The sequence below is a fragment of the Actinomadura sp. NPDC049753 genome (genome assembly GCF_040674655.1).
Taxonomy (GTDB): Bacteria; Actinomycetota; Actinomycetes; order Streptosporangiales; family Streptosporangiaceae; genus Spirillospora; species Spirillospora verrucosospora.
In genome coordinates this window covers 1-18844 of sequence record NZ_JBFARL010000162.1, presented here as the reverse complement: position 1 = coordinate 18844, position 18844 = coordinate 1, and the positions used below count along the sequence as shown (strand labels likewise).

Genomic DNA, 18844 nt, shown 5'->3' with positions numbered 1-18844 from the left:
GGTTTCGCCTCTGGCCTCCACCCCCCCCCTCGGCGGGGGGGGGGCCGCCGCCCCCCCGCCCCCCCCCCCCCCCCGCGGGGGGGGGGGGGGGGGCCCCCCCCCCCCCCCAAGGAGCAGGCATGAGCGGGGCGAGCACCGGGCAGGTGCTCGACACCCCGCTGACCCGGCTGACGGGTGTGCGGCACCCGGTCGTCCAGACGGGCATGGGATGGGTGGCCGGGCCGCGGCTCGTCACGGCCGTTGCGAACGCGGGCGGGCTCGGCGTGCTGGCGTCGGCGACGATGACGCTCGACCAGCTAGCGGACGCGATCCACGAGGTCAAGGAGCGCACGGACGCCCCGTTCGGGGTCAACCTGCGGGCCGACGCCGGGGACGCGGGCGACCGCATCGACCTCCTCATCAAGGAGGGCGTGAAGGTCGCCTCCTTCGCGCTCGCGCCCAAGCGGGAGCTGATCGCCAAGCTCAAGGACGCCGGGCTCGTGGTGATCCCGTCGGTCGGCGCGCGGCGGCACGCGGAGAAGGTCGCGGGCTGGGGGGCCGACGCCGTCCTGGTGCAGGGCGGCGAGGGCGGCGGGCACACCGGCCCCGTCGCCACCACGCTGCTGCTCCCCCAGGTCGTGGACGCCGTCGACATCCCGGTGATCGCGGCCGGCGGCTTCTTCGACGGGCGCGGCCTCGCCGCCGCGCTCGCCTACGGCGCCGCGGGCGTCGCGATGGGCACCCGGTTCCTGCTGACGTCCGACAGCTCGGTTCCGGACGCGGTCAAGCAGGTCTACCTCCGGACCGGCGAGACCGTGGTGACGCGCCAGGTGGACGGCATGCCGCACCGCGTGCTGCGCAGCGGCCTGGTCGACGCGCTGGAGGACTCCGGCCGCGTCGGCGGGCTCGTCCGGGCGCTGCGCAACGGCGCCCGGTTCAAGAAGCTGTCCGGCATGTCGTGGCGGGAGATGATCGCCGACGGGAAGGCGATGAAGCACGGCAAGGACCTGTCGTGGTCGCAGGTCCTGATGGCCGCCAACACGCCCATGCTGCTGAAGGCCGCCATGGTGGACGGCCGGCCCGACCTCGGCGTGATGGCGTCGGGGCAGGTCGTCGGCGTGATCGACGACCTGCCGAACTGCGCCGACCTGATCGGCTCCATCGTGCGGCAGGCGGCCGAGGCCATCGCCGCGCAGCGGTCGTACCTGGTGGACGACAGGGCCCGCAACGGCTAGGACGAGCCTTCGCCCAGGCCGCGCAGCACGGCCGCCAGGCCCCCGCGGAACTCCTCGTCGAGGCCGATCCGGCGGCCGTGCCGCGCGGTCCGCGTCAGGTGGGGGAACTCGTCGGCGGGCAGCCCGGCGAGCACGGCGGTCCCCTCCCCGTCCAGCCCGCCCAGGTGCTCCAGCTGGATCGCGCCGACGATGTAGGCGATCAGCGCGCGGAGCGCGATCGCCGCGCGCCGGCCGGTGAAGCCCGCGTCGGTGAGGATTCCGGCGACCGTCTCGCCCCAGCAGAGCGATCCCGCCGAGTCGTGCCTGCGGGTGAGCGTCAGCGGCATGATCGCGGCGTGGGCGCCGAAGGCGTCCCGCAGCCGCAGGGCCATGGTCTCGATCCGCGCCTCCCAGGGCCCGGCGGGCGGCGGCGCGGGATCGACCTGTGCGTAGACCAGGTCGACGACCAGCCCTTCCAGCTCCTCGCGGTCGCGCACGTACCGGTAGAGCGCCATGGTGCTCATCCCGAGCTCCTGGGCGACGGCGCGCATGGAGAGCCCGGGGAGGCCGTCCCGGTCGATGACGGCGAGCGCGGCTCCGGCGAGCCGCTCGGTGCTGAGCGAGCGTGGTCGAGGCATGGCGCTTGACAGCGTATGACATACGCTTACGATCGTAGGCGTACGCCATACTCCTAAAGGACCGCCCATGCATCTGGCACCCGGTTCCGACGTCCCCGCGCGGGAGCTGACCCCCGTCAGCGGGCCGCCGGTTCCCGTCCCCGACCCCGGCCGCCTCGTCCACCTGCAGTTCCGCCGCTTCGCCGGCTGCCCGATCTGCAACCTGCACCTGCGCTCGATCGTGCTGCGGCACGGCGAGATCGAGACCGCCGGGATCAGCGAGGTCGTGGTCTTCCACTCCTCCGCGGAGGAACTCCGCGAGTACGTCGACGGCCTGCCGTTCCCCGTGGTCGGCGACCCGGCGAAGCGGCTGTACGCCGAGTTCGGCGTCGAGTCGGCGCGACGCGCGCTGCTCGCCCCGCGCGTGTGGGGGACGGTCCTCCGCGCCGTCGCCCGCGGCACCTGGGACGTCCTCCGGCGGCGCGAGCGCGCTCCCCGGCTGCTGCCCGAGGGCGGCCGCTTCGGCCTGCCCGCCGACTTCCTGATCGGCTCCGACGGCAGGGTCGTCGCGGCCAAGTACGGCGAGCACGCCTACGACCAGTGGACGGTCGACGAGTTGCTGGCCCTGGCCGCCCAGGCTCCGGCCCCCGGCCGGAAGGCGGCGAGATGACCGCCCGCGGGCCGGGGGACGACTCCTGAGGGTCAGCCTCTGACCGCGAGGACGAGCTTGCCGGTCGTGGCGCCCGACTCGATGCGCTCGTGCGCCTCGGCGGCCTTCTCCAGGGGCAGTTCCTCGACCTGGACCCGCAGGTCGCCGGACGCCGCGGCGGCGACCGCGCGGCGCAGGGCGCGTCCGGCGTCGGCCGGTGCGACGCCCGCGAACGCCGCGAGGTTGAACCCGGACACCGTCTTGTTGGCGAACCACAGCTCGTTCGCCGACATGCCCACGTCGTCGGCGCCGGACGCGTTGCCCATCACGACCATCCGGCCCATCGGGGCGAGGGCGTCCAGGCTCGCGCGGCGGGCGGGGCCGCCCACCATGTCCACGACGATGTCGAACCCTCGCCCGCCGGTGAGGCCCGCGACCTCGCCCGGCAGCGCGTCGCGCAGGACGACGTCGTCGTAGCCGAACCCGCGCGCGGTCTCGATCTTGGCGGGGCCGCCGACCGTGCCGGCCACCCGGCCCGCGCCGAGCAGCCGGGCGGCCTGGCCGAGCTGGCTGCCGACGCCCCCGGCGGCCGCGTGCACCAGCACGGTCTCGCCCGGCTCGATGCGCGCGACCCGGTCCAGGACGAGGAACGCGGTGGCCCCGTTGGACGGGACGGCCGCCGCGAGGTCCAGCCCGAGGTCGAGGCCGTCGAGCGGCGCGACGAGGTCGGCGGAGGTGACCGCGACCTCGGCGTAGCCGCCGCTGTCCACGATCGTCAGCGCGGCGACGGGCTGGCCCCTGCGCAGCCCCTCCACGTCCGGCCCGACCGCCCGGATGTGCCCGGACACCTCGATGCCGGGGACGAACGGCAGCGGCACGTCCACGACGCCCCGCCGGTAGAGGACCTCGGCGAAGTTCGCGCCCGCGTACGCCACGTCGATGGACACCTGCCCGGGCCCGGGCTCGGGGACGGGCATCTCGGCCTGGCGCAGCACGTCCGCGCCACCGAATTCGGGGATCGTGACGGCCCGCATCAGTAACGTCCCCCAACGGCCGCGGGGACGCCGTCCAGCTCCGCAAGGTCGGCCTCGGTGAGGTCCAGGCGGGCGGCGCCGGCGTTGTCGCGCAGGTACTTCGCCTTCTTGGTGCCGGGGATCGGGATGACGTGCTCGCCCTGCGCCAGCGTCCAGGCGATGGCGACCTGGGCGGGCGTGGCGCCGTGCCGCGCGGCGACCGCCTTGACCACCTCGACGATGCGCAGGTTGGCCTTCAGCGCCTCCTCCTGGAAGCGCGGGTTGCCGCCGCGGAAGTCGGTGTCCTCGAAGTCGGCCGCGGTGACCGTCCCGGTGAGGAAGCCGCGGCCGAGCGGCGAGAACGGCACGAACGCCGCGCCGTTGGCGGCGCACCAGCCGACCACGTCGCCCGGCCCGTCCCCCGTCCCGGTGGCGTCGCCCGGCAGGGTGCCGGCCATCCCCCCGGGCACGCCCATGGCGTCGCGGGTCCACAGCGACAGCTCCGACTGGACGGCGGCGACCGGGTGGATCGCGTGCGCCTCGGCGGCCTGCGCGACGCTGACCTCCGACAGGCCCAGCCTGCGGACCTTGCCCTCGGCGACCAGTTCGGCCATCGCGCCCCACGTCTCCGCGAGGGGCACCCGCGGGTCGACCCGGTGCAGGTAGTAAAGGTCGATCGCGTCCGTCCCGAGGCGGCGCAGGCTGTCCTCCGCGGAGGACTTGACGTGCTCCGGCGTCCCGTTCCGGACGAGTTCCCGGGTGGTCGGCGACTCCACGACCAGGCCCGTCTTGGTGGCGACCACCGCCTCGTCCCGGCGCCCCGCCAGCGCCCGCCCGACGAGGGCCTCGTTGTGGCCGTCGCCGTAGGGCTGCGCGGTGTCCAGGAACGTCACGCCGAGGTCGAGCGCCTCCCGGATCAGCGCCACCGAGGCGTCGTCGTCGCGCTCGGACTCGGTGTAGGCCCAGCTCATGCCCATGCACCCGAGGCCGACGGCGCCCACCGGCGTGCCCGCGAAATTCCGCGTCCTCATGATGTCTTCTTCGTTCCTCATGAGGACGATCCTGCTGGACGGACCGGAAGGCAAACAGACTCCGCTCATCCTGGGTGTGGCACCACCACCCTGGGCAGGGCCGGCTCAGCCCGCGGCGGCGAGCTCGCGGCGCGCCATCAGCCGTTCGAGGCGCTCCTGTGTGCCGGTGCCGGGGCGCGGGTTGTGCAGCACCAGGTGGTGGCCCGGACGGTCGGCGAGCGGCAGCAGCGTGCCCTCGAAGACCAGCTCTCCCGCGTCCGGGTGCCTGATGCCCTTGACCGCCTGGGTGCCCGCGCTCACCTCGTGGCGGGGCCACAGCTCGGCGAACTCGGGGCTGACCGCCAGCAGGTCCTCGATGAGCCGCTCGAACTCGGGGTCGTCGGGGTAGCGGGCGGCGTCGGCGCGGAACCGCGCCACGACGTCGGGCGCGGCGGCGGCCCAGTGGGTGTGCATCGACCGGTACCGGACGTTGGTGAAGTAGGTGACCAGGCAGTTGTGGTCGGTGTCGCCGTACCCGAACACCTCGCGGGCCGCGTCGTTGATCGCGACGAAGTTCCAGTGGCGGTCGCGGACGTAGGCGGGGCGCGGGGACCAGGCGTCCAGCACCCGCCGCAGCTCGGGCGTGATCGGCACGGCGGGGCCCGCCTCCGCCTGGGGCGGGTTCAGCCCCGCGAGCAGGTACAGGTGCTCGCGCTCGGCGCGGTCCAGCCGCAGGGCCCGCGCGATCGCGTCGAGGACGTCCCCGGACACCTTGATGTCGCGGCCCTGCTCCAGCCACGTGTACCAGGACACCCCGACCCCCGCGAGGACGGCGACCTCCTCGCGGCGCAGGCCCGGCGTCCGGCGCCGTCCCCCGTCGGGCATGCCGACGTCGGCGGGGGCGAGGCGGGCGCGGCGGGTGCGCAGGAAGTCGCGCAGTTCCTCCCTGCGGCGACCGGAGGCTGAGGCGGAGGTCTGACTGGCCATGCCGCCACGATATCCGCCGGCCTCGGGGCGCCGCCGTCGGGAGACCGGCGGTGGCGCGAGGGTCGGGCGACCGCGCCGGCGGAGCGCAGGGCCTCGATGGCGGCGTCGCGTCCCAGCTCGCGCAGCACGGCGTCGGTGTGCCGTCGTGCACGACAGACTCGAAGACGCCCCCAAAACCGCCCAGCGAGTCGCGGGCACCGGCTGGATGCGCGTCCTCAGCGGGACCAGAACACTCCTGGAAACCGGCAGGCCACTGGCCGCCACAGTCCAGCCGCCGAAAAACGGGGTCGGAGAGAGTTTCATCTGTCACCCGGGCCACGAAGCTAGCTGGTTCCGATTTGAGCTGGAACGATATGAGTTCCGATATGTTCAGAAAGTAAATATCGATATTGGACACGCGGCGATCGACTCTGGTCTTCTCTGCCCGTGATCGAACCCTCCCGACTGCTCCGCTTGCGGCTGGGCGCCGCCGTGCTCGCCGCCCTTCCCCTCTTCGGCACCGCCGCGTGCGGGGCCGCCGCTCATGAGGCAGTCCCGCGCGGCGCGGCCGCCGTCGCGACCCCCGGCACCGTCCGGCCCGGCATGACCGTGCGCGACGACCTGCGCGCGGTGTTCGACGCGGCGGGCGTACGCGGCTCGTTCGCGCTGCTGGATGTGACCGCACGGCACACGATCGTGGTGGATCGGCGGCGCGCCGAGAAGGCCGTCCGCATCTCCAACGCCGCGGCGTTCCAGGTGATCGCCCGTCGTGTCGGGCTCCAGCGCGAACGGCAGTGGCTGCACCGGCTCGGGTACGGAAACCGCCAGACCGGGACCACGGTGGACCGGTTCTGGCTGGACGGCCCGCTGAAGATCTCGGCGGTGGAGCAGACCCGGTTCATGGAGCGGCTCGCGGCCGAGCGCCTGCCCGCTTCGCGTGCGAACCAGCGCACCGTCCGCGACCTCATCAAGCAGGAGGAGAAGGACGGATACGCGCTGTACGCCAAGTCCGGCTGGCAGAACGCCCCCGACCCCGGCACCGGCTGGTGGGCCGGGTGGGTCGAGCACGGCGGACGCGTGCACACCTTCGCACTGAACATCGACATCGCCAAGGACGGTGACGCGGGCAAGCGCGCCACGGTCGCGCGTGAACTGCTGAAGCGGCTGAGCGCGCTGCCCACCGCGTGATCGTGTCCACCCCGGGCCACGGCGACCGTCACACGGTCGTCGTGGCCGTCGCCGTCCAGGCGGCCATCTCGCTGGGCTACTTCGCGGCGATGACGCACCTCGTGGTCCACCTCAAGGAGAACCTGGGACTGGCCGCCGGACTCATCGGCCTGGTGCTGGCGCTGCGCAACCTCGTGCAGCACACGCTCTCCCTGCCGGTCGGCGCGCTGGTGGACGTGCTCAACCCGGTCCGGGCGGGCATACTGGCGTGCCTGCTGCGCGCCGCCGGGTTCGCACTGCTGGGCAGCGTGTCCTCCCCGTCCGGACTGAGCGCCGCGGCAGTGCTGCTCGGCACGGGCGGGGCGCTGTTCCACCCCGCGGCGCAGTCGCTGCTGGCAGGACTCGCCGAGCGGCGACGCGCCCGTGGGTACGCGGCATACACGATGACGTTGCAGGCGGCGGCGGTGCTGGGCCCGGCGCTAGGGCTGGCGCTGCTGAACATCGGCTACTGGCTGGTGGCACTGACGGCGGCCGGCCTGTGGGCTTGCGCGGCGTTCCTGTTCTCATTGCTGCGGCACGTCCCGCGCGTTCCGACCCGGGGCGGAGTCGTCACCGGCGTGCGGACGGCGCTGCGAAACCGAATCTTCCTCTGGTTCGCGGCCGTGTCGATGCCCACGATGCTGCTGACGGACCAGGCGTCGGTGGTGGTCCCGCTCGGCGGGGCGGACCCGGGAGCGGTGACCGTGTTCTCCTGCGTCCTCGCGATGGTGTCGGCGGCGGTCCAGCCGTGGTGCGCGGCGGCGGGCCGTGCAGAACGGCCCAGCACACTTCGCGCAGGGCTGCTGTTCGCCGGGGGCGCCTACCTGCTGCTGGCGGCCGGCGCGGCCGCTCGGCCTTCGGGCCTGATCGCGGTGGCCGTGATGCATGGGCTCGCCGACGGGCTGCTGCAACCGGCGGTGTTCCAGACACTCGCCCGGCTCGCCCCACCGGCGCGCTACGGGACATACCTGGGTGTACGGACGTTCTTCTCCGGTCTGCTCGCGTTCGCCGGCGGCCTCGCCGTGGGCCGGCTGTACGAATGGGGGCCGCGCGGAGCGACGGCGGCACTGACCGCCCTGGCATTGATCGCCTGCGCCGCGGCGGCCGCCATCCGCCGACCGTCCCGGCAGGGGATGCCGGCGGTGACCACCGTGGCGAAACAAGAGAGCACCGAACACAAATGAGAGCAGTGCTCTTGACATCGGTGCTCACAAAGAAGATCATTGCTCTCAGCCAAGAGATAGTGAGGACGTCATGGGAAAGCACGTCGTTGTCGGGGCAGGGCAAGTCGGTAGAGGGTTGGCCGGCCTGCTGGCTGAGCAGGGGCACGAGGTCGTGGTGGTCAGCCGATCGGGTTCGGGGCCGGACAGCGCGCCCACTGTGGCGGCGGACGCCACCGACCAGAACCGGCTGATTGAGATCACCAAGGGTGCGGACGCCCTCCACAATTGCGCCGCGCCGCCGTACCACCGCTGGCCGCAGGAGTGGCCGCCCCTGTTCGCGGCGCTGCTGGCGACGGCGGAGGCGACCGGAGCGGTGCTGGTCACGGCCGGCAACCTCTACGGGTACGGCCCGGTCGATCGACCGATGACCGAGGACCTGCCCCTCGCCGCGACGCTGGCCAAGGGCCGGGTGCGCGCCAAAATGTGGACCGACGCGCTGGCCGCGCACCAGGCGGGGCGTGCGCGAGTCACCGAGGTGCGCAGCTCCGACTACTTCGGGCCCGGCGCGGGAGACCAGACCCCGGTCGGTTCGCGGTTCGTGCCGCCATTGCTGGCGGGTAAGCGTGCGATGTTCCCCACCGACCCGACGATCCCGCACAGCTGGACCTACCTGCCCGATGTCGTACGCGCCATGGCGTTGGCCGCCACAGACGAGCGTGCCTGGGGGCACGCCTGGCACGTGCCGACCAATGCGGCGATGTCACCCCAGGAGCTGGCCGAGCGGCTGTGCAAGCTCGCCGGCGCACCGGCACCGCGCGTCTCCCAGATGCCGCGTTGGGCGATGAGCGCCATCGGAGCCGTGTCGCCGGTCGTCCGCGAGCTCAAGAAGACGCGGTATCAGTTCGACCGGCCGTTCCTGGTCGACTCCGCCGCGTTCGAGACGACATTCGGCATCGGCCCCACCCCGATGGATGACGCGCTTCGCGGGACCATCGCTTGGGAACGACGTGCGTAATCAAGCTGGCCCGCAGCAAGATCGCAGGCAGAGATGCGGATCTCGCTCCCGGCACCCCAGCGCACACGTCGGCCCGTGGGCGCCATAACGCTTGAGGATTCGGACGGCTGCGGCCGGAAGTGATCCGCCCTGCCAGCCGGTGCGGAAACCCCTGTTCATGATCGCAACGACCCCGCTCACCTATCTCGCCACCGCACGCATGGACGGCCCTGGTCGGCCTCGCAGGATCTCTCGGTCTCGCGGGACCCCGGGGCGCCGCCGTCGGGAGACCGGCGGTGGCGCGAGGGTCAGGCGACCGCGCCGGCGGAGCGCAGGGCCTCGATGGCGGCGTCGTCGCGTCCCAGCTCGCGCAGCACGGCGTCGGTGTGCTCGCCGAGCGCCGGGATCGGATCCATGCGCGGCTCGATGCCGGCGAACGTGATCGGCGGGAGCAGGGCCCGGATGCCGCCGACCGGCGAGCCCACCTCCCGCCACCGGTCCCGCTCGGCGAGCTGCGGGTGGGCGACGAGGCCGTGCCCGTCGTTCAGGGACGCGTTCGGCACGCCCGCCTCGTCCAGCCGCCGCAGCAGTTCCTCCCGTCCCATGCGGGACGTGACGCCCGCGACGAGCGCGTCCACCTTCTCCCGGTTGCGGACGCGCGCCTGGTTCGTCGCGTACTCGGGGTCCGTCACGAGGTCGGGCCGCTCCAGCACGCCGGCGGCCAGGGCCGCCCATCCGCGGTCGTTCTGGACGCCGATCACCACGTCGGCGCCGTCGGACGTCGGGTAGGCGTCGTACGGGGCGATCACGGGGTGGCTCAGCCGCGTGCGCGGCGGCGGGGAGCCGGTGTAGAGCGTCGTGTACATCGCCTGCCCCATCCACTCGGCGACCGCGTCGAACATCGTGATCTCGATGGACGCGCCCTCACCGGTCGCGCCGCGCCGCACGAGCGCGGCGAGCGTCCCGGAGAAGGCGTACATCCCGGCCGCGATGTCGGCCAGCGGCGAGCCCGCCTTGACGGGCGTCTCCGGCGTGCCGGTGACCGAGATCAGCCCCGCCTCGGCCTGGACCAGCATGTCGTAGGCGCGCTTGTCCCGGTACGGCCCCCTCGATCCGTAGCCCGACATCTCGACCACGATCAGCCGGGGGTGGCGGGCGCGCAGCTCTTCGGCGCCGAACCCGAGCCGGGCGGCCGCGCCGGGCGCCAGGTTCTGCAGGAACACGTCGGCGCGCGCGACGAGGTCGGTGAGCACCGCGCGGCCCTCGTCCCGCTTGAGGTCGAGCGCGACCGACTCCTTCGACCGGTTGAGCCACGCGAAGTGCGTGCCGAGCCCGCCGCGCACCCCCGTGTCGTAGGAGCGGGCGAAGTCGCCGCCGTCGACGCGCTCCACCTTGATGACGCGGGCGCCCTGGTCGGCCAGCTGCCGCGTGGCGAACGGCGCCGCGACCGCCTGCTCCAGGGCGACGACGGTGATCCCCCGGAGCGGGGGCCCGGCGGCCGCACCGGTCACCGCTCCTCCAGCAGCCGGCGGCCGATGACCATCTTCTGGATGTCGGCGGTGCCCTCGCCGATCAGCAGCATCGGGGCCTCCCGGTACAGGCGCTCGATCTCGTACTCCTTGGAGTAGCCGTAGCCGCCGTGGATGCGGAACGCGTCCTCCACGACCTCCTTGCAGTACTCGCTGGCCAGGTACTTGGCCATCCCGGCCTCCAGGTCGTTGCGCTCGCCGGAGTCCTTGCGGCGCGCCGCCATCACCATCATCTGGTGCGCCGCCTCGACCTTGGTGGCCATCTCCGCCAGGCGGAACAGGACGGCCTGGTGCTCGGCGATCGGCTTTCCGAACGTCTCGCGCCGCCGCGCGTAGGCCAGGGCGAGCTCGTAGGCGCGGCGGGCCACGCCGCAGCCGCGCGCCGCCACGTTGACGCGGCCGACCTCGACGCCGTCCATCATCTGGTAGAAGCCGCGTCCGGGCGTCCCGCCCAGGACCTGCGCGGACGGGATCCGGTAGGAGTCGAAGAGCAGCTCGGTGGTGTCGACGCCCTTGTACCCCATCTTGTCGATCCTGCCGGGGACGGTGAGACCGGGCGCGACCTCGCCGAAGCCGGGCTCCTTGTCGACCAGGAACGCGGTCATGCCGCGGTGTCCCGCGGCGGGGTCGGTCCTGACCAGCGTCGCCACCAGATTCGCCGAACCGCCGTTGGTCAGCCACATCTTCTGGCCGTCGATCACGTAGTCGTCCCCGTCCGGGACGGCGCGGGTCCTGATGGCCGAGACGTCCGACCCGCAGCCCGGCTCCGACATCGAGAACGCGCCCCGGATCTCGCCGGTCGCCATCCTCGGCAGGTAGTGCGCCCTCTGCTCGGCGGTGCCGTGCTGGGCGATCATCCACGCGACGATGAAGTGGGTGTTGACGATGCCCGACACGCTCATCCAGCCGCGCGACAGCTCCTCCACCACCAGCGCGTAGGTCAGCAGCGACTCCCCGAGCCCGCCGTGCTCCTCGCCGATGGTCAGGCCGAAGAGCCCGAGGTCCCTCATCCCGTCCACGATCGCCTGCGGGTAGGCGTCGGCGTGCTCCAGTCCGGTCGCGACCGGGAGGATCTCCTTGTCGACGAACGCCCGGACGGTCTCGATGATCTCCCGCTGCTCGTCCGTCAGACCGTGGGTCTGCTGCAGCCTGCTCACGTCCCGGTCCTCCCTAGCGGCCCTCGAAGCGCGGCGGGCGGCGCTCGGCGAACGCGGCCCTGCCCTCGGTGAAGTCGGCGCTGCCGAACAGCGCGGTCTGCTCCTCCCGCTCCGCGTCCAGCAGGCGGTCCAGACTGTGGTCGGTCCGGGCGAGGAGGCGCTTGGCCGCGGCGACCGACAGCGGGGCGAGCGCGGCGGCCTCGGCGGCGCGTTCCAGCGCGGCGTCCAGGGCCGCGCCGGGCGGCGCCAGGGAGTCGACCAGCCCGATCTCGTAGGCGCGTGGCGCGGGCACGGTCCGGCCGAACACCAGCATCTGCTTGGCGCGGCCCATGCCGACGCGCTGCGGGAGGGTCCAGAGCAGCCCGCCGTCCGCGACGAGGCCGACCTTGCCGAACGCGGCGACGAAGCGGGCGTCCTCGGCGGCGACCACGTGGTCGCACACGGCGGCGAGGGACACGCCGAGCCCGGCGGCGGCGCCCTCGACCGCCGCGATGAACGGCGTCCCGCAGGTCGCGATGATCCGGACGGTCTCGTGCACGGGGTCGAGCCGCGCCCGGACGGCGTCCGGTCCGGCGCCCTCCATCGAGCGGACGTCGCCGCCCGCCGAGAACGTCCCCGCCGCGCCGGTCAGCACCACGGCCCGGACGCCGGGGTCGTCCGCGGCGCGCCGCACCTCGTCCGCGAGCCGCTCGCGCATCGGGATGTCGATCGCGTTGCGGGCCTCGGGCCGGTTCAGCGTCAGCACCCGCGTCGCGCCGTGGTCGGCGGTGGCGACCACGGCGCCGCGCGCCGGTTCGGAGTCCCGGTCGTCCATCAACCCTCCTGGAAATTTTTTATACGATATGCGAGCCCTGAAGCGGGGGAAAGGGCCCGGCGAATCAGCCGGTCTGCTCGTTCCAGAAGCCCTGAGCCTCCAGGTGCACCACGAGCAGCGTCCCCGCGTGCCGGATGTGGGCGCGCATCGCCTGCCGCGCCGCGTCGGCGTCCCCGGCTCGCAGCGCGGCCAGCACGAGGTGGTGGTCGTCGACCGACGCCTGCGTCCAGCCCTCGATGCTGGAGTAGAAGCGGCGCGGGGCGTACCGCACCACGAGCTGGAGCAGCCACGCCGTCTTGGGCGAGCCCGCGCACAGGTTGACGATCCGGTGGAACTGGTGGTTGGCGCGCTCGATGGCCGCGGAGTCGCGGGCCTTGGACGCCTCCTCCAGGAGCGCCTGCGTGCGGTCGAGCGAGTCCAGCTCCGCCTCGGTGATCCTCCCGGCGGCGCGGGCGGCCAGCTCGCCGGCGAAGTACGCCTGCGCCTCGAACAGGTCCTGGACGTCCTGCCGGGTGAGCGGCGCCGGCATGAACCCGCGGCGCGGCTCCAGCGTGACGAAGCCCTCGCCGCGCAGCGACAGCAGGGCCTCCCGGACGGGGGTCACGCTGATCCCGAGGTCCTCGGCGATGCGCTCGAGGCGGAGGAACTCCCCGTGCCTGACCTGGCCCGACATGATGAGGTCGCGGACGTAGGCGGCCACCTCGTCGCTCAGCTGGCGGCGCCGGCCGAGGACCCGGTCACCGGAAAGTGCCACTCTCATCGTCTCCCGTGCGCCTGGTGGTGGGTTCACATTATGGACGGGCGGCGGCCCGCCCTCCCGTTGACAGCCGGTATTTTCCTATCAAATATATGAAACACAGAGCTGGAGTGGGGTGGAGCCGTGTTCACGCTCAGCGACGAGGAGCGCGCCATCGTCGAGGTCGTCGCGGACTTCGTCGACAAGGAGGTCCGCCCGGTCGCCCGCGACCTGGAGCACGCGGGAACGTACCCCACCGACCTCATCGACCGCATGAAGCAGCTCGGCGTCTTCGGGCTCGCCGTGCCCGAGCCGTACGGCGACGCCGGCGTCTCCAAGGCCTGCTACGCCCTGGTCACCGAGGAGCTGGCGCGCGGCTGGATGTCGCTCGCGGGCGCGTTCGGCGGGCACACGGTCGTCTCCCACCTGCTCGCCGTGTACGGCACCGAGGAGCAGAAGGCCCGCCACCTGCCCCGGATGGCGACCGGCGAGCTGCGCGCCACGATGGCGCTCACCGAGCCGTCCGGCGGCTCCGACCTCCAGGCCATGGGCACGACCGCGCGCAGGGACGGCGACCGGTACCGCGTCGACGGCGCCAAGATGTGGATCACCAACGCGCGCACGTCCGGTCTCATCGCGCTGATGTGCAAGACCGACCCGGCCGCCTCGCCCCGGCACCGCGGGATCAGCATCCTGCTGGTCGAGAAGGGCCCCGGCCTGACCGTCTCCCGCGACCTGCCGAAGCTCGGCTACAAGGGCGTCGAGAGCTGCGAGCTGTCCTTCGACGGCTACGAGGCGCCGCTCGACGCCGTCCTCGGCGGCGAGGAGGGGCGCGGCTTCGCCCAGATGATGCGCGGCCTCGAGGTCGGCCGCATCCAGGTCGCGGCGCGCGCCCTCGGTGTCGGGCGCGCCGCGCTGGAGGACTCCCTGCGCTACGCCCAGCAGCGCGAGGCCTTCGGCAAGCCGATCTGGCAGCACCAGTCCATCGGGAACTACCTCGCCGACATGGCGACCCAGCTGCGGGCGGCCCGGCTGCTCACCCTCGACGCCGCCGAACGCCTGGACGCGGGCGAGCGCTGCGACATGGAGGCCGGCATGGCCAAGCTGTACGCCTCGGAGGCGGCGATGCGGATCGCGCTCAACGCGGTCCGCATCCACGGCGCGGCCGGCTACTCCACCGAGTTCGACGTCGAGCGCTACTTCCGGGACGCCCCGCTCATGATCGTCGGCGAGGGGACCAACGAGATCCAGCGCAACGTGATCGTCCGGCAGCTCGTCGAGCGGCACCGGGCCTAGGGGCGGCGCCGGGCCTAGGGCGCCGCGGCCGGGTCCTCCCCCGCGCGGATCCAGTCGAACGTGCGCTCCACGGCGCGCTTCCAGTTGTCGTACTCGGCCGCCCTCCAGGCGGGCTCCATCGCCGGGACCCAGCGGGCGGCGCGGTGCCAGTTGCGGCGCAGCCCCTCCAGCCCCGCCCAGTACCCGACCGCGAGCCCGGCGGCGTAGGCGGCGCCGAGCGACACCGTCTCCACCACCATCGGCCGGGCGACCGGCACGTTCAGCACGTCGGCGACCATCTGCATGACCAGGTTGTCCGAGGTCATGCCGCCGTCGGCCTTCAGCTCCTTCAGCGAGAGGCCGGAGTCGGCGTTCATCGCGTCCACGACCTCGCGGGTCTGCCAGGCCGTCGCCTCCAGCACGGCCCGCGCCAGGTGGCCCTTGGTGATGTAGGAGGTCAGGCCGACGATGATGCCCCGGGCCTCGCTGCGCCAGTGCGGGGCGAACAGCCCGGAGAAGGCCGGGACGATGTAGCAGCCGCCGTTGTCGCCGACGGTGCGGGCCAGGGTCTCGATCTCCGGCGCCGTGCTGATCAGCCCGAGGCCGTCCCGGAACCACTGGACCAGCGCCCCGGTGATCGCGATCGAGCCCTCCAGCGCGTACACCGCGGGCTCGTCACCGATCTTGTAGCCGACGGTGGTGAGCAGCCCGTTGTCCGACCTCACCGGCGTGGTGCCGGTGTTCATCAGCAGGAACGCGCCCGTCCCGTAGGTGCACTTGGTCTCGCCCGGCGAGAAGCACGCCTGCCCGAACAGCGCGGCCTGCTGGTCGCCGAGGGCCGCGCCGACGCGCACGCCGGGGAACACGCGGCGGGCCGTTCCGTAGGTCTCGGTGGACGACCGGATCTCCGGCAGCATCGCCCTCGGCACCCCGAAGAATTCGAGCAGGCCGTCGTCCCAGGACAGGGTGCGCAGGTCCATCAGCAGCGTGCGGCTGGCGTTGGTCACGTCGGTGACGTGGACGCCGCCGTCGACGCCGCCGCTGAGGTTCCAGATCAGCCAGCTCTCCATCGTGCCGAACAGGACCTCGCCGCGCTCGGCGCGCTCCCGCAGGCCGGGCGTGTGGTCCAGCATCCAGCGCACGCGCGGGGCCGAGAAGTAGGTGGCCAGCGGCAGCCCGCTGCGCTCGGTGACCATCGCGGCGCCGGGGGCGCGGGCCAGCTCGTCCACGAGCGGGCCGGTCCGCATGTCCTGCCAGACGATGGCGCGGCCGATCGGGACGCCGGTCAGCCGGTCCCACAGGACGGTCGTCTCCCGCTGGTTCGCGATCCCGACCGCCGCGACCTGGCCGGGCGTCGCGCCCGCCTGGGCGAGCGCCTCCGGGGCGATGCGCTCCAGGTTGCGCCAGATCTCCATCGGGTCGTGCTCGACCCAGCCGGGCTTGGGGAAGTGCTGCCGGTGCTCGCGCTGCGCCACCGACACCAGGCGGCCGCCGTGGTCGAACAGGATGCACCGGGTGGACGTGGTGCCCTGGTCGATCGACATCACGTACCGTTCGGTCACGGCCGGCCTCCTCCCTCGGGACGCGCCTCCCCGCGCCGCCGCGGCGGCGTCGGGACGGGTGGCGGGGCGTCACCAGCGCGAGCCGCCGAGGTCCCGGGAGACGGCGCGGGCGGCGTCGCGCACGTAGGCCACGAGCCTCGGGTCGGGGACGCGGCGGGAGTCGCAGATCCGCTCGACCGCGCCGGAGATGCCGATGGCCCCGACGACGAGCCCGCCGTGCCCGCGGATCGGGGCGGCGATCCCGGCCTCGCCGATGGACAGCTCCTCGGCCTCGGCGGCCCAGCCGTTCTCCCGGACGCGGGTGGCGGCCCGTGCGAGCTCCTTGGGGTCGGTGATGGTGCGCCGGCAGTAGGACTCGAGGACGGTGTCGCGGATGGAGGCCGCCGCGTTGGCGTCGTGCGCGAGCAGCGCCTTGCCGAGCGCGGTGGCGTGCAGCGGCAGCAGCGAGCCGACGTCCATGGCCTGGAGGGTGTCGTCCGGGCGGAACACGTGGTGGACGACCAGGACCTTCCCGTCCAGCAGCGTCCCGATCCGGACGGCCTCGCCGCTGCGCGAGGCGAGCGCGTCGGCCCAGTTGATGGCCCGGGACCGCAGCTCGTTGACGTCCAGGTAGCTGGTGCCGAGGTGCAGCAGCGCGGCGCCGAGCTGGTACTTGCCCGTGCCGCCGTCCTGCTCGACGAAGCCGACGCGCTCCAGGGTGCGCAGGAGGCCGTGCGCGGTGCCCCGGGCCAGGCCCAGCGAACTGGCGATCTCGCCGACCCCGAGCCGTCCCGAGCTCGCCGCCAGCAGGCGCAGGATCGCGGCCGCCCGCTCGATCGACTGCACAGGTCCGGGCATGGAGCCGATGGTAGGTCCACCGGCGACATGCCGACAATGTCGGCAGCCGCCGCGATCATCGTCCGATGCATCCTGAACTGCCCGGATTGTGTGATCTGGTGCACAGGGTGGAGGGTAACCGCCGCCGCGCCAGGACGAAAGTGTTCGACATTGTCGGCAGGCTCCCGTTGTCAGGCGTTCCGTCCCGGCTTACGGTCCAGCCAGCCTCACGGGGCTCGCGTCCACCCCACCTCCCGAGGAGTACCCATGGCGGAACGCACCCGAATCCCCGCACTGGCCGGTGAGCTCGCCGCCGAGTTCGCCGGCACCCTGATCCTCATCCTGTTCGGCGTCGGCGTCGTCGCGCAGGTCGCCGGGGCCGAGATCGGCGACCACGACAGCATCGCCTGGGCCTGGGGTCTCGGCGTCACGCTCGGCGTGTACGTCGCGGCCCGTATCAGCGGCGCCCACCTCAACCCCGCCGTCACCATCGCGCTGGCCGCGTTCAAGGAGTTCTCCTGGCGCAAGACGGCGCCCTACATCGCCGCGCAGACCGCGGGGGCGTTCGTCGCGGCGCTGATCGTCCGCTGGAACTACAGCGAGGTGCTGGCCAAGGTCGACCCCGGCCACACCATCAAGACCCAGGGCGTGTTCTCCACCCTGCCGGGCAACGGCACGCTCCCGGTCGGCACCTGGGGCGCGTTCCGCGACCAGGTGATCGGCACCGCCATCCTGCTCTTCGTGATCAAGGCGCTCACCGACGTGCGCAACTCCCCGCCGCTGGCGAACCTGGCCCCGTTCATGATCGGCCTGCTGGTCGTCGCGATCGGCATGGCGTGGGGCACCGACGCCGGCTACGCGATCAACCCGGCCCGCGACTTCGGCCCCCGGCTCGCCTCCTTCCTCACCGGCTACGGCACCGCCTGGCGGGACCAGAACGGCGATCTCTACTTCTGGGTGCCGATCATCGGCCCGCTCATCGGCGGCGTGCTCGGCGTCGGGCTCTACAAGGTCCTGATCGGACGGTTCCTGCCCCCCGCCGAGGAGGACCCGCAGGGCCTCACGAAGCCCGAGCCCGAGTACGAGGCGGCGTGAACCGCCCCGCCCCGTCCACCACGACTCCAGGAGAACGCACGCATGGCTGACTTCGTCGGGGCCCTCGACCAGGGCACGACCAGCACCCGATTCATGATCTTCGACCACGGCGGCAACGAGATCGCCCGCCACCAGCTGGAACACGAGCAGATCCTGCCCCAGGCCGGCTGGGTCGAGCACGATCCCACCGAGATCTGGGAGCGGACGCGCTCGGTCATCCAGTCCGCGCTGAACAAGGCGAACCTGTCCCACGGCGACCTGGCCGCGTTCGGGATCACCAACCAGCGCGAGACGACCGTGGTGTGGAACCGGCGCACCGGCCGCCCCTACTACAACGCGATCGTCTGGCAGGACACCCGCACCGACCGCATCGCCGCGGCCCTGGAGCGGGACGGCAAGGGCGACCTCATCCGCCGCAAGGCCGGCCTCCCTCCGGCCACGTACTTCTCCGGCGGGAAGATCCAATGGATCCTGGAGAACGTCGACGGCGTCCGCGAGGCCGCCGAGAAGGGCGACGCGATCTTCGGCACGACCGACTCGTGGGTGCTGTGGAACCTCACCGGCGGGACGGACGGCGGCGTGCACGTCACCGACCCCACCAACGCCAGCCGCACCATGCTCATGGACCTGGAGACCCTCTCCTGGGACGACGAACTCCTGGCGCTGTTCGGGATCCCGCGCTCCATGCTGCCGGAGATCAAGCCGTCCTCGGCGCCCGACGCCTACGGCACGACCCGCCCGGGCGGCCCGCTCGGCGGCGAGGTGCCCCTGACCGCCGCGCTCGGCGACCAGCAGGCCGCGACGGTCGGGCAGGTGTGCTTCTCCCCCGGCGAGGCCAAGAACACCTACGGCACCGGCAACTTCCTCCTGCTCAACACGGGAGAGGAACTCGTCCGGTCGAAGAACGGGCTCCTGACGACCGTCTGCTACCAGTTCGGATCCGAGAAGCCGGTGTACGCGCTGGAGGGTTCGATCGCGGTGACGGGATCGGCGGTGCAGTGGCTGCGCGACCAGCTCGGCATCATCTCCGGCGCGGCGCAGAGCGAGGC

18 protein-coding genes are annotated in these 18844 nt (G+C 73.0%); 8 read left to right on the top strand and 10 right to left on the bottom strand.

What is annotated here, in order from left to right; genetic code table 11:
• Nucleotides 1-119 precede the first annotated feature (119 nt).
• Entirely contained in the window at nucleotides 120-1214 is a 1095-nt protein-coding gene (locus AB0K37_RS31160; RefSeq protein ID WP_363987065.1) for a nitronate monooxygenase, read from the top strand.
• Here the strand turns inward: AB0K37_RS31160 and AB0K37_RS31155 are convergent.
• Nucleotides 1211-1831, bottom strand: a complete 621-nt coding sequence (locus tag AB0K37_RS31155; RefSeq protein WP_363987063.1) for a TetR/AcrR family transcriptional regulator C-terminal domain-containing protein — start codon at nucleotides 1829-1831, stop codon at nucleotides 1211-1213. The two genes, AB0K37_RS31160 and AB0K37_RS31155, sit on opposite strands and share 4 nt — an antisense overlap.
• A 67-nt stretch (nucleotides 1832-1898) precedes the next feature.
• Between AB0K37_RS31155 and AB0K37_RS31150 the strand changes: the two genes are divergently transcribed.
• Nucleotides 1899-2480 carry a peroxiredoxin-like family protein gene (locus AB0K37_RS31150; RefSeq protein ID WP_363987061.1) on the top strand — a complete coding sequence of 194 codons (582 nt, stop codon included), beginning with the start codon at nucleotides 1899-1901 and terminating at the stop codon, nucleotides 2478-2480.
• A 32-nt stretch (nucleotides 2481-2512) separates the two neighbouring features.
• On the opposite strand, the gene AB0K37_RS31145 is transcribed toward AB0K37_RS31150, so the two are convergent.
• The 3 genes from AB0K37_RS31145 to AB0K37_RS31135 form a co-directional block, all read right to left on the bottom strand.
• Nucleotides 2513-3493: a zinc-binding dehydrogenase gene (locus AB0K37_RS31145; protein WP_363987059.1), complete on the bottom strand. Its 981-nt coding sequence runs from the start codon at nucleotides 3491-3493 to the stop codon at nucleotides 2513-2515.
• Nucleotides 3493-4503 carry an aldo/keto reductase gene (locus AB0K37_RS31140; protein ID WP_363987057.1) on the bottom strand — a complete coding sequence of 337 codons (1011 nt, stop codon included), beginning with the start codon at nucleotides 4501-4503 and terminating at the stop codon, nucleotides 3493-3495. Before AB0K37_RS31140 ends, AB0K37_RS31145 begins: the two co-directional genes overlap by 1 nt.
• Nucleotides 4504-4608: 105 nt before the next feature.
• A complete protein-coding gene (locus tag AB0K37_RS31135; RefSeq protein ID WP_363987055.1) occupies nucleotides 4609-5469 on the bottom strand; it encodes a helix-turn-helix transcriptional regulator in 861 nt (286 codons plus the stop codon).
• A gap of 426 nt (nucleotides 5470-5895) precedes the next feature.
• Here AB0K37_RS31135 and AB0K37_RS31130 point away from each other — a divergent pair, with 426 nt between their 5' ends.
• The 3 genes from AB0K37_RS31130 to AB0K37_RS31120 all read left to right on the top strand — a co-directional run bounded on the left by AB0K37_RS31130 (nucleotide 5896) and on the right by AB0K37_RS31120 (nucleotide 8832).
• Nucleotides 5896-6636, top strand: coding sequence for a penicillin-binding transpeptidase domain-containing protein (locus tag AB0K37_RS31130; RefSeq protein WP_363987053.1), 741 nt, complete (start codon nucleotides 5896-5898; stop codon nucleotides 6634-6636).
• Between the two features lie 2 nt (nucleotides 6637-6638).
• On the top strand, nucleotides 6639-7838 hold the full coding sequence (locus AB0K37_RS31125; RefSeq protein ID WP_363987051.1) for an MFS transporter: 1200 nt from the start codon (nucleotides 6639-6641) through the stop codon (nucleotides 7836-7838).
• A gap of 70 nt (nucleotides 7839-7908) precedes the next feature.
• A complete protein-coding gene (locus AB0K37_RS31120; RefSeq protein WP_363987049.1) occupies nucleotides 7909-8832 on the top strand; it encodes an NAD-dependent epimerase/dehydratase family protein in 924 nt (307 codons plus the stop codon).
• Between the two features lie 287 nt (nucleotides 8833-9119).
• On the opposite strand, the gene AB0K37_RS31115 is transcribed toward AB0K37_RS31120, so the two are convergent.
• The 4 genes from AB0K37_RS31115 to AB0K37_RS31100 form a co-directional block, all read right to left on the bottom strand.
• Nucleotides 9120-10322: a CaiB/BaiF CoA-transferase family protein gene (locus AB0K37_RS31115; RefSeq protein ID WP_363987048.1), complete on the bottom strand. Its 1203-nt coding sequence runs from the start codon at nucleotides 10320-10322 to the stop codon at nucleotides 9120-9122.
• A complete protein-coding gene (locus AB0K37_RS31110; protein ID WP_363987047.1) occupies nucleotides 10319-11497 on the bottom strand; it encodes an acyl-CoA dehydrogenase family protein in 1179 nt (392 codons plus the stop codon). Before AB0K37_RS31110 ends, AB0K37_RS31115 begins: the two co-directional genes overlap by 4 nt.
• 13 nt (nucleotides 11498-11510) lie before the next feature.
• Nucleotides 11511-12311, bottom strand: a complete 801-nt coding sequence (locus tag AB0K37_RS31105) for an enoyl-CoA hydratase/isomerase family protein (protein WP_363987045.1) — start codon at nucleotides 12309-12311, stop codon at nucleotides 11511-11513.
• Nucleotides 12312-12375: 64 nt separating this feature from the next.
• A complete protein-coding gene (locus AB0K37_RS31100) occupies nucleotides 12376-13065 on the bottom strand; it encodes a GntR family transcriptional regulator (protein ID WP_363987043.1) in 690 nt (229 codons plus the stop codon).
• A 126-nt stretch (nucleotides 13066-13191) separates the two neighbouring features.
• Between AB0K37_RS31100 and AB0K37_RS31095 the strand changes: the two genes are divergently transcribed.
• A complete protein-coding gene (locus AB0K37_RS31095) occupies nucleotides 13192-14343 on the top strand; it encodes an acyl-CoA dehydrogenase family protein (protein ID WP_363987042.1) in 1152 nt (383 codons plus the stop codon).
• 14 nt (nucleotides 14344-14357) lie between these two features.
• On the opposite strand, the gene glpK (AB0K37_RS31090) is transcribed toward AB0K37_RS31095, so the two are convergent.
• Both glpK (AB0K37_RS31090) and AB0K37_RS31085 read right to left on the bottom strand, forming a co-directional pair.
• On the bottom strand, nucleotides 14358-15884 hold the full coding sequence (glpK, locus tag AB0K37_RS31090; protein ID WP_363987040.1) for a glycerol kinase GlpK: 1527 nt from the start codon (nucleotides 15882-15884) through the stop codon (nucleotides 14358-14360).
• A gap of 69 nt (nucleotides 15885-15953) precedes the next feature.
• Entirely contained in the window at nucleotides 15954-16721 is a 768-nt protein-coding gene (locus AB0K37_RS31085) for an IclR family transcriptional regulator (RefSeq protein WP_363987038.1), read from the bottom strand.
• A gap of 246 nt (nucleotides 16722-16967) precedes the next feature.
• Between AB0K37_RS31085 and AB0K37_RS31080 the strand changes: the two genes are divergently transcribed.
• On the top strand, nucleotides 16968-17795 hold the full coding sequence (locus tag AB0K37_RS31080) for an MIP/aquaporin family protein (RefSeq protein WP_363987036.1): 828 nt from the start codon (nucleotides 16968-16970) through the stop codon (nucleotides 17793-17795).
• 42 nt (nucleotides 17796-17837) lie between these two features.
• Nucleotides 17838-18844, top strand: a 1007-nt coding sequence (gene glpK / locus AB0K37_RS31075; RefSeq protein ID WP_363987035.1) for a glycerol kinase GlpK, incomplete at its 3' end; no start/stop codon positions are given.

Excerpts from the sequence above, each read along its gene's own strand:
- AB0K37_RS31160 (WP_363987065.1), top strand. The coding sequence starts at position 120 with ATGAGCGGGGCGAGCACCGGGCAGGTGCTCGACACCCCGCTGACCCGG.
- AB0K37_RS31155 (WP_363987063.1), bottom strand. The coding sequence starts at position 1,831 with ATGCCTCGACCACGCTCGCTCAGCACCGAGCGGCTCGCCGGAGCCGCG.
- AB0K37_RS31150 (WP_363987061.1), top strand. The coding sequence starts at position 1,899 with ATGCATCTGGCACCCGGTTCCGACGTCCCCGCGCGGGAGCTGACCCCC.
- AB0K37_RS31145 (WP_363987059.1), bottom strand. The coding sequence starts at position 3,493 with ATGCGGGCCGTCACGATCCCCGAATTCGGTGGCGCGGACGTGCTGCGC.
- AB0K37_RS31140 (WP_363987057.1), bottom strand. The coding sequence starts at position 4,503 with ATGAGGACGCGGAATTTCGCGGGCACGCCGGTGGGCGCCGTCGGCCTC.
- AB0K37_RS31135 (WP_363987055.1), bottom strand. The coding sequence starts at position 5,469 with ATGGCCAGTCAGACCTCCGCCTCAGCCTCCGGTCGCCGCAGGGAGGAA.
- AB0K37_RS31120 (WP_363987049.1), top strand. The coding sequence starts at position 7,909 with ATGGGAAAGCACGTCGTTGTCGGGGCAGGGCAAGTCGGTAGAGGGTTG.
- AB0K37_RS31105 (WP_363987045.1), bottom strand. The coding sequence starts at position 12,311 with ATGGACGACCGGGACTCCGAACCGGCGCGCGGCGCCGTGGTCGCCACC.
- AB0K37_RS31085 (WP_363987038.1), bottom strand. The coding sequence starts at position 16,721 with ATGCCCGGACCTGTGCAGTCGATCGAGCGGGCGGCCGCGATCCTGCGC.
- AB0K37_RS31080 (WP_363987036.1), top strand. The coding sequence starts at position 16,968 with ATGGCGGAACGCACCCGAATCCCCGCACTGGCCGGTGAGCTCGCCGCC.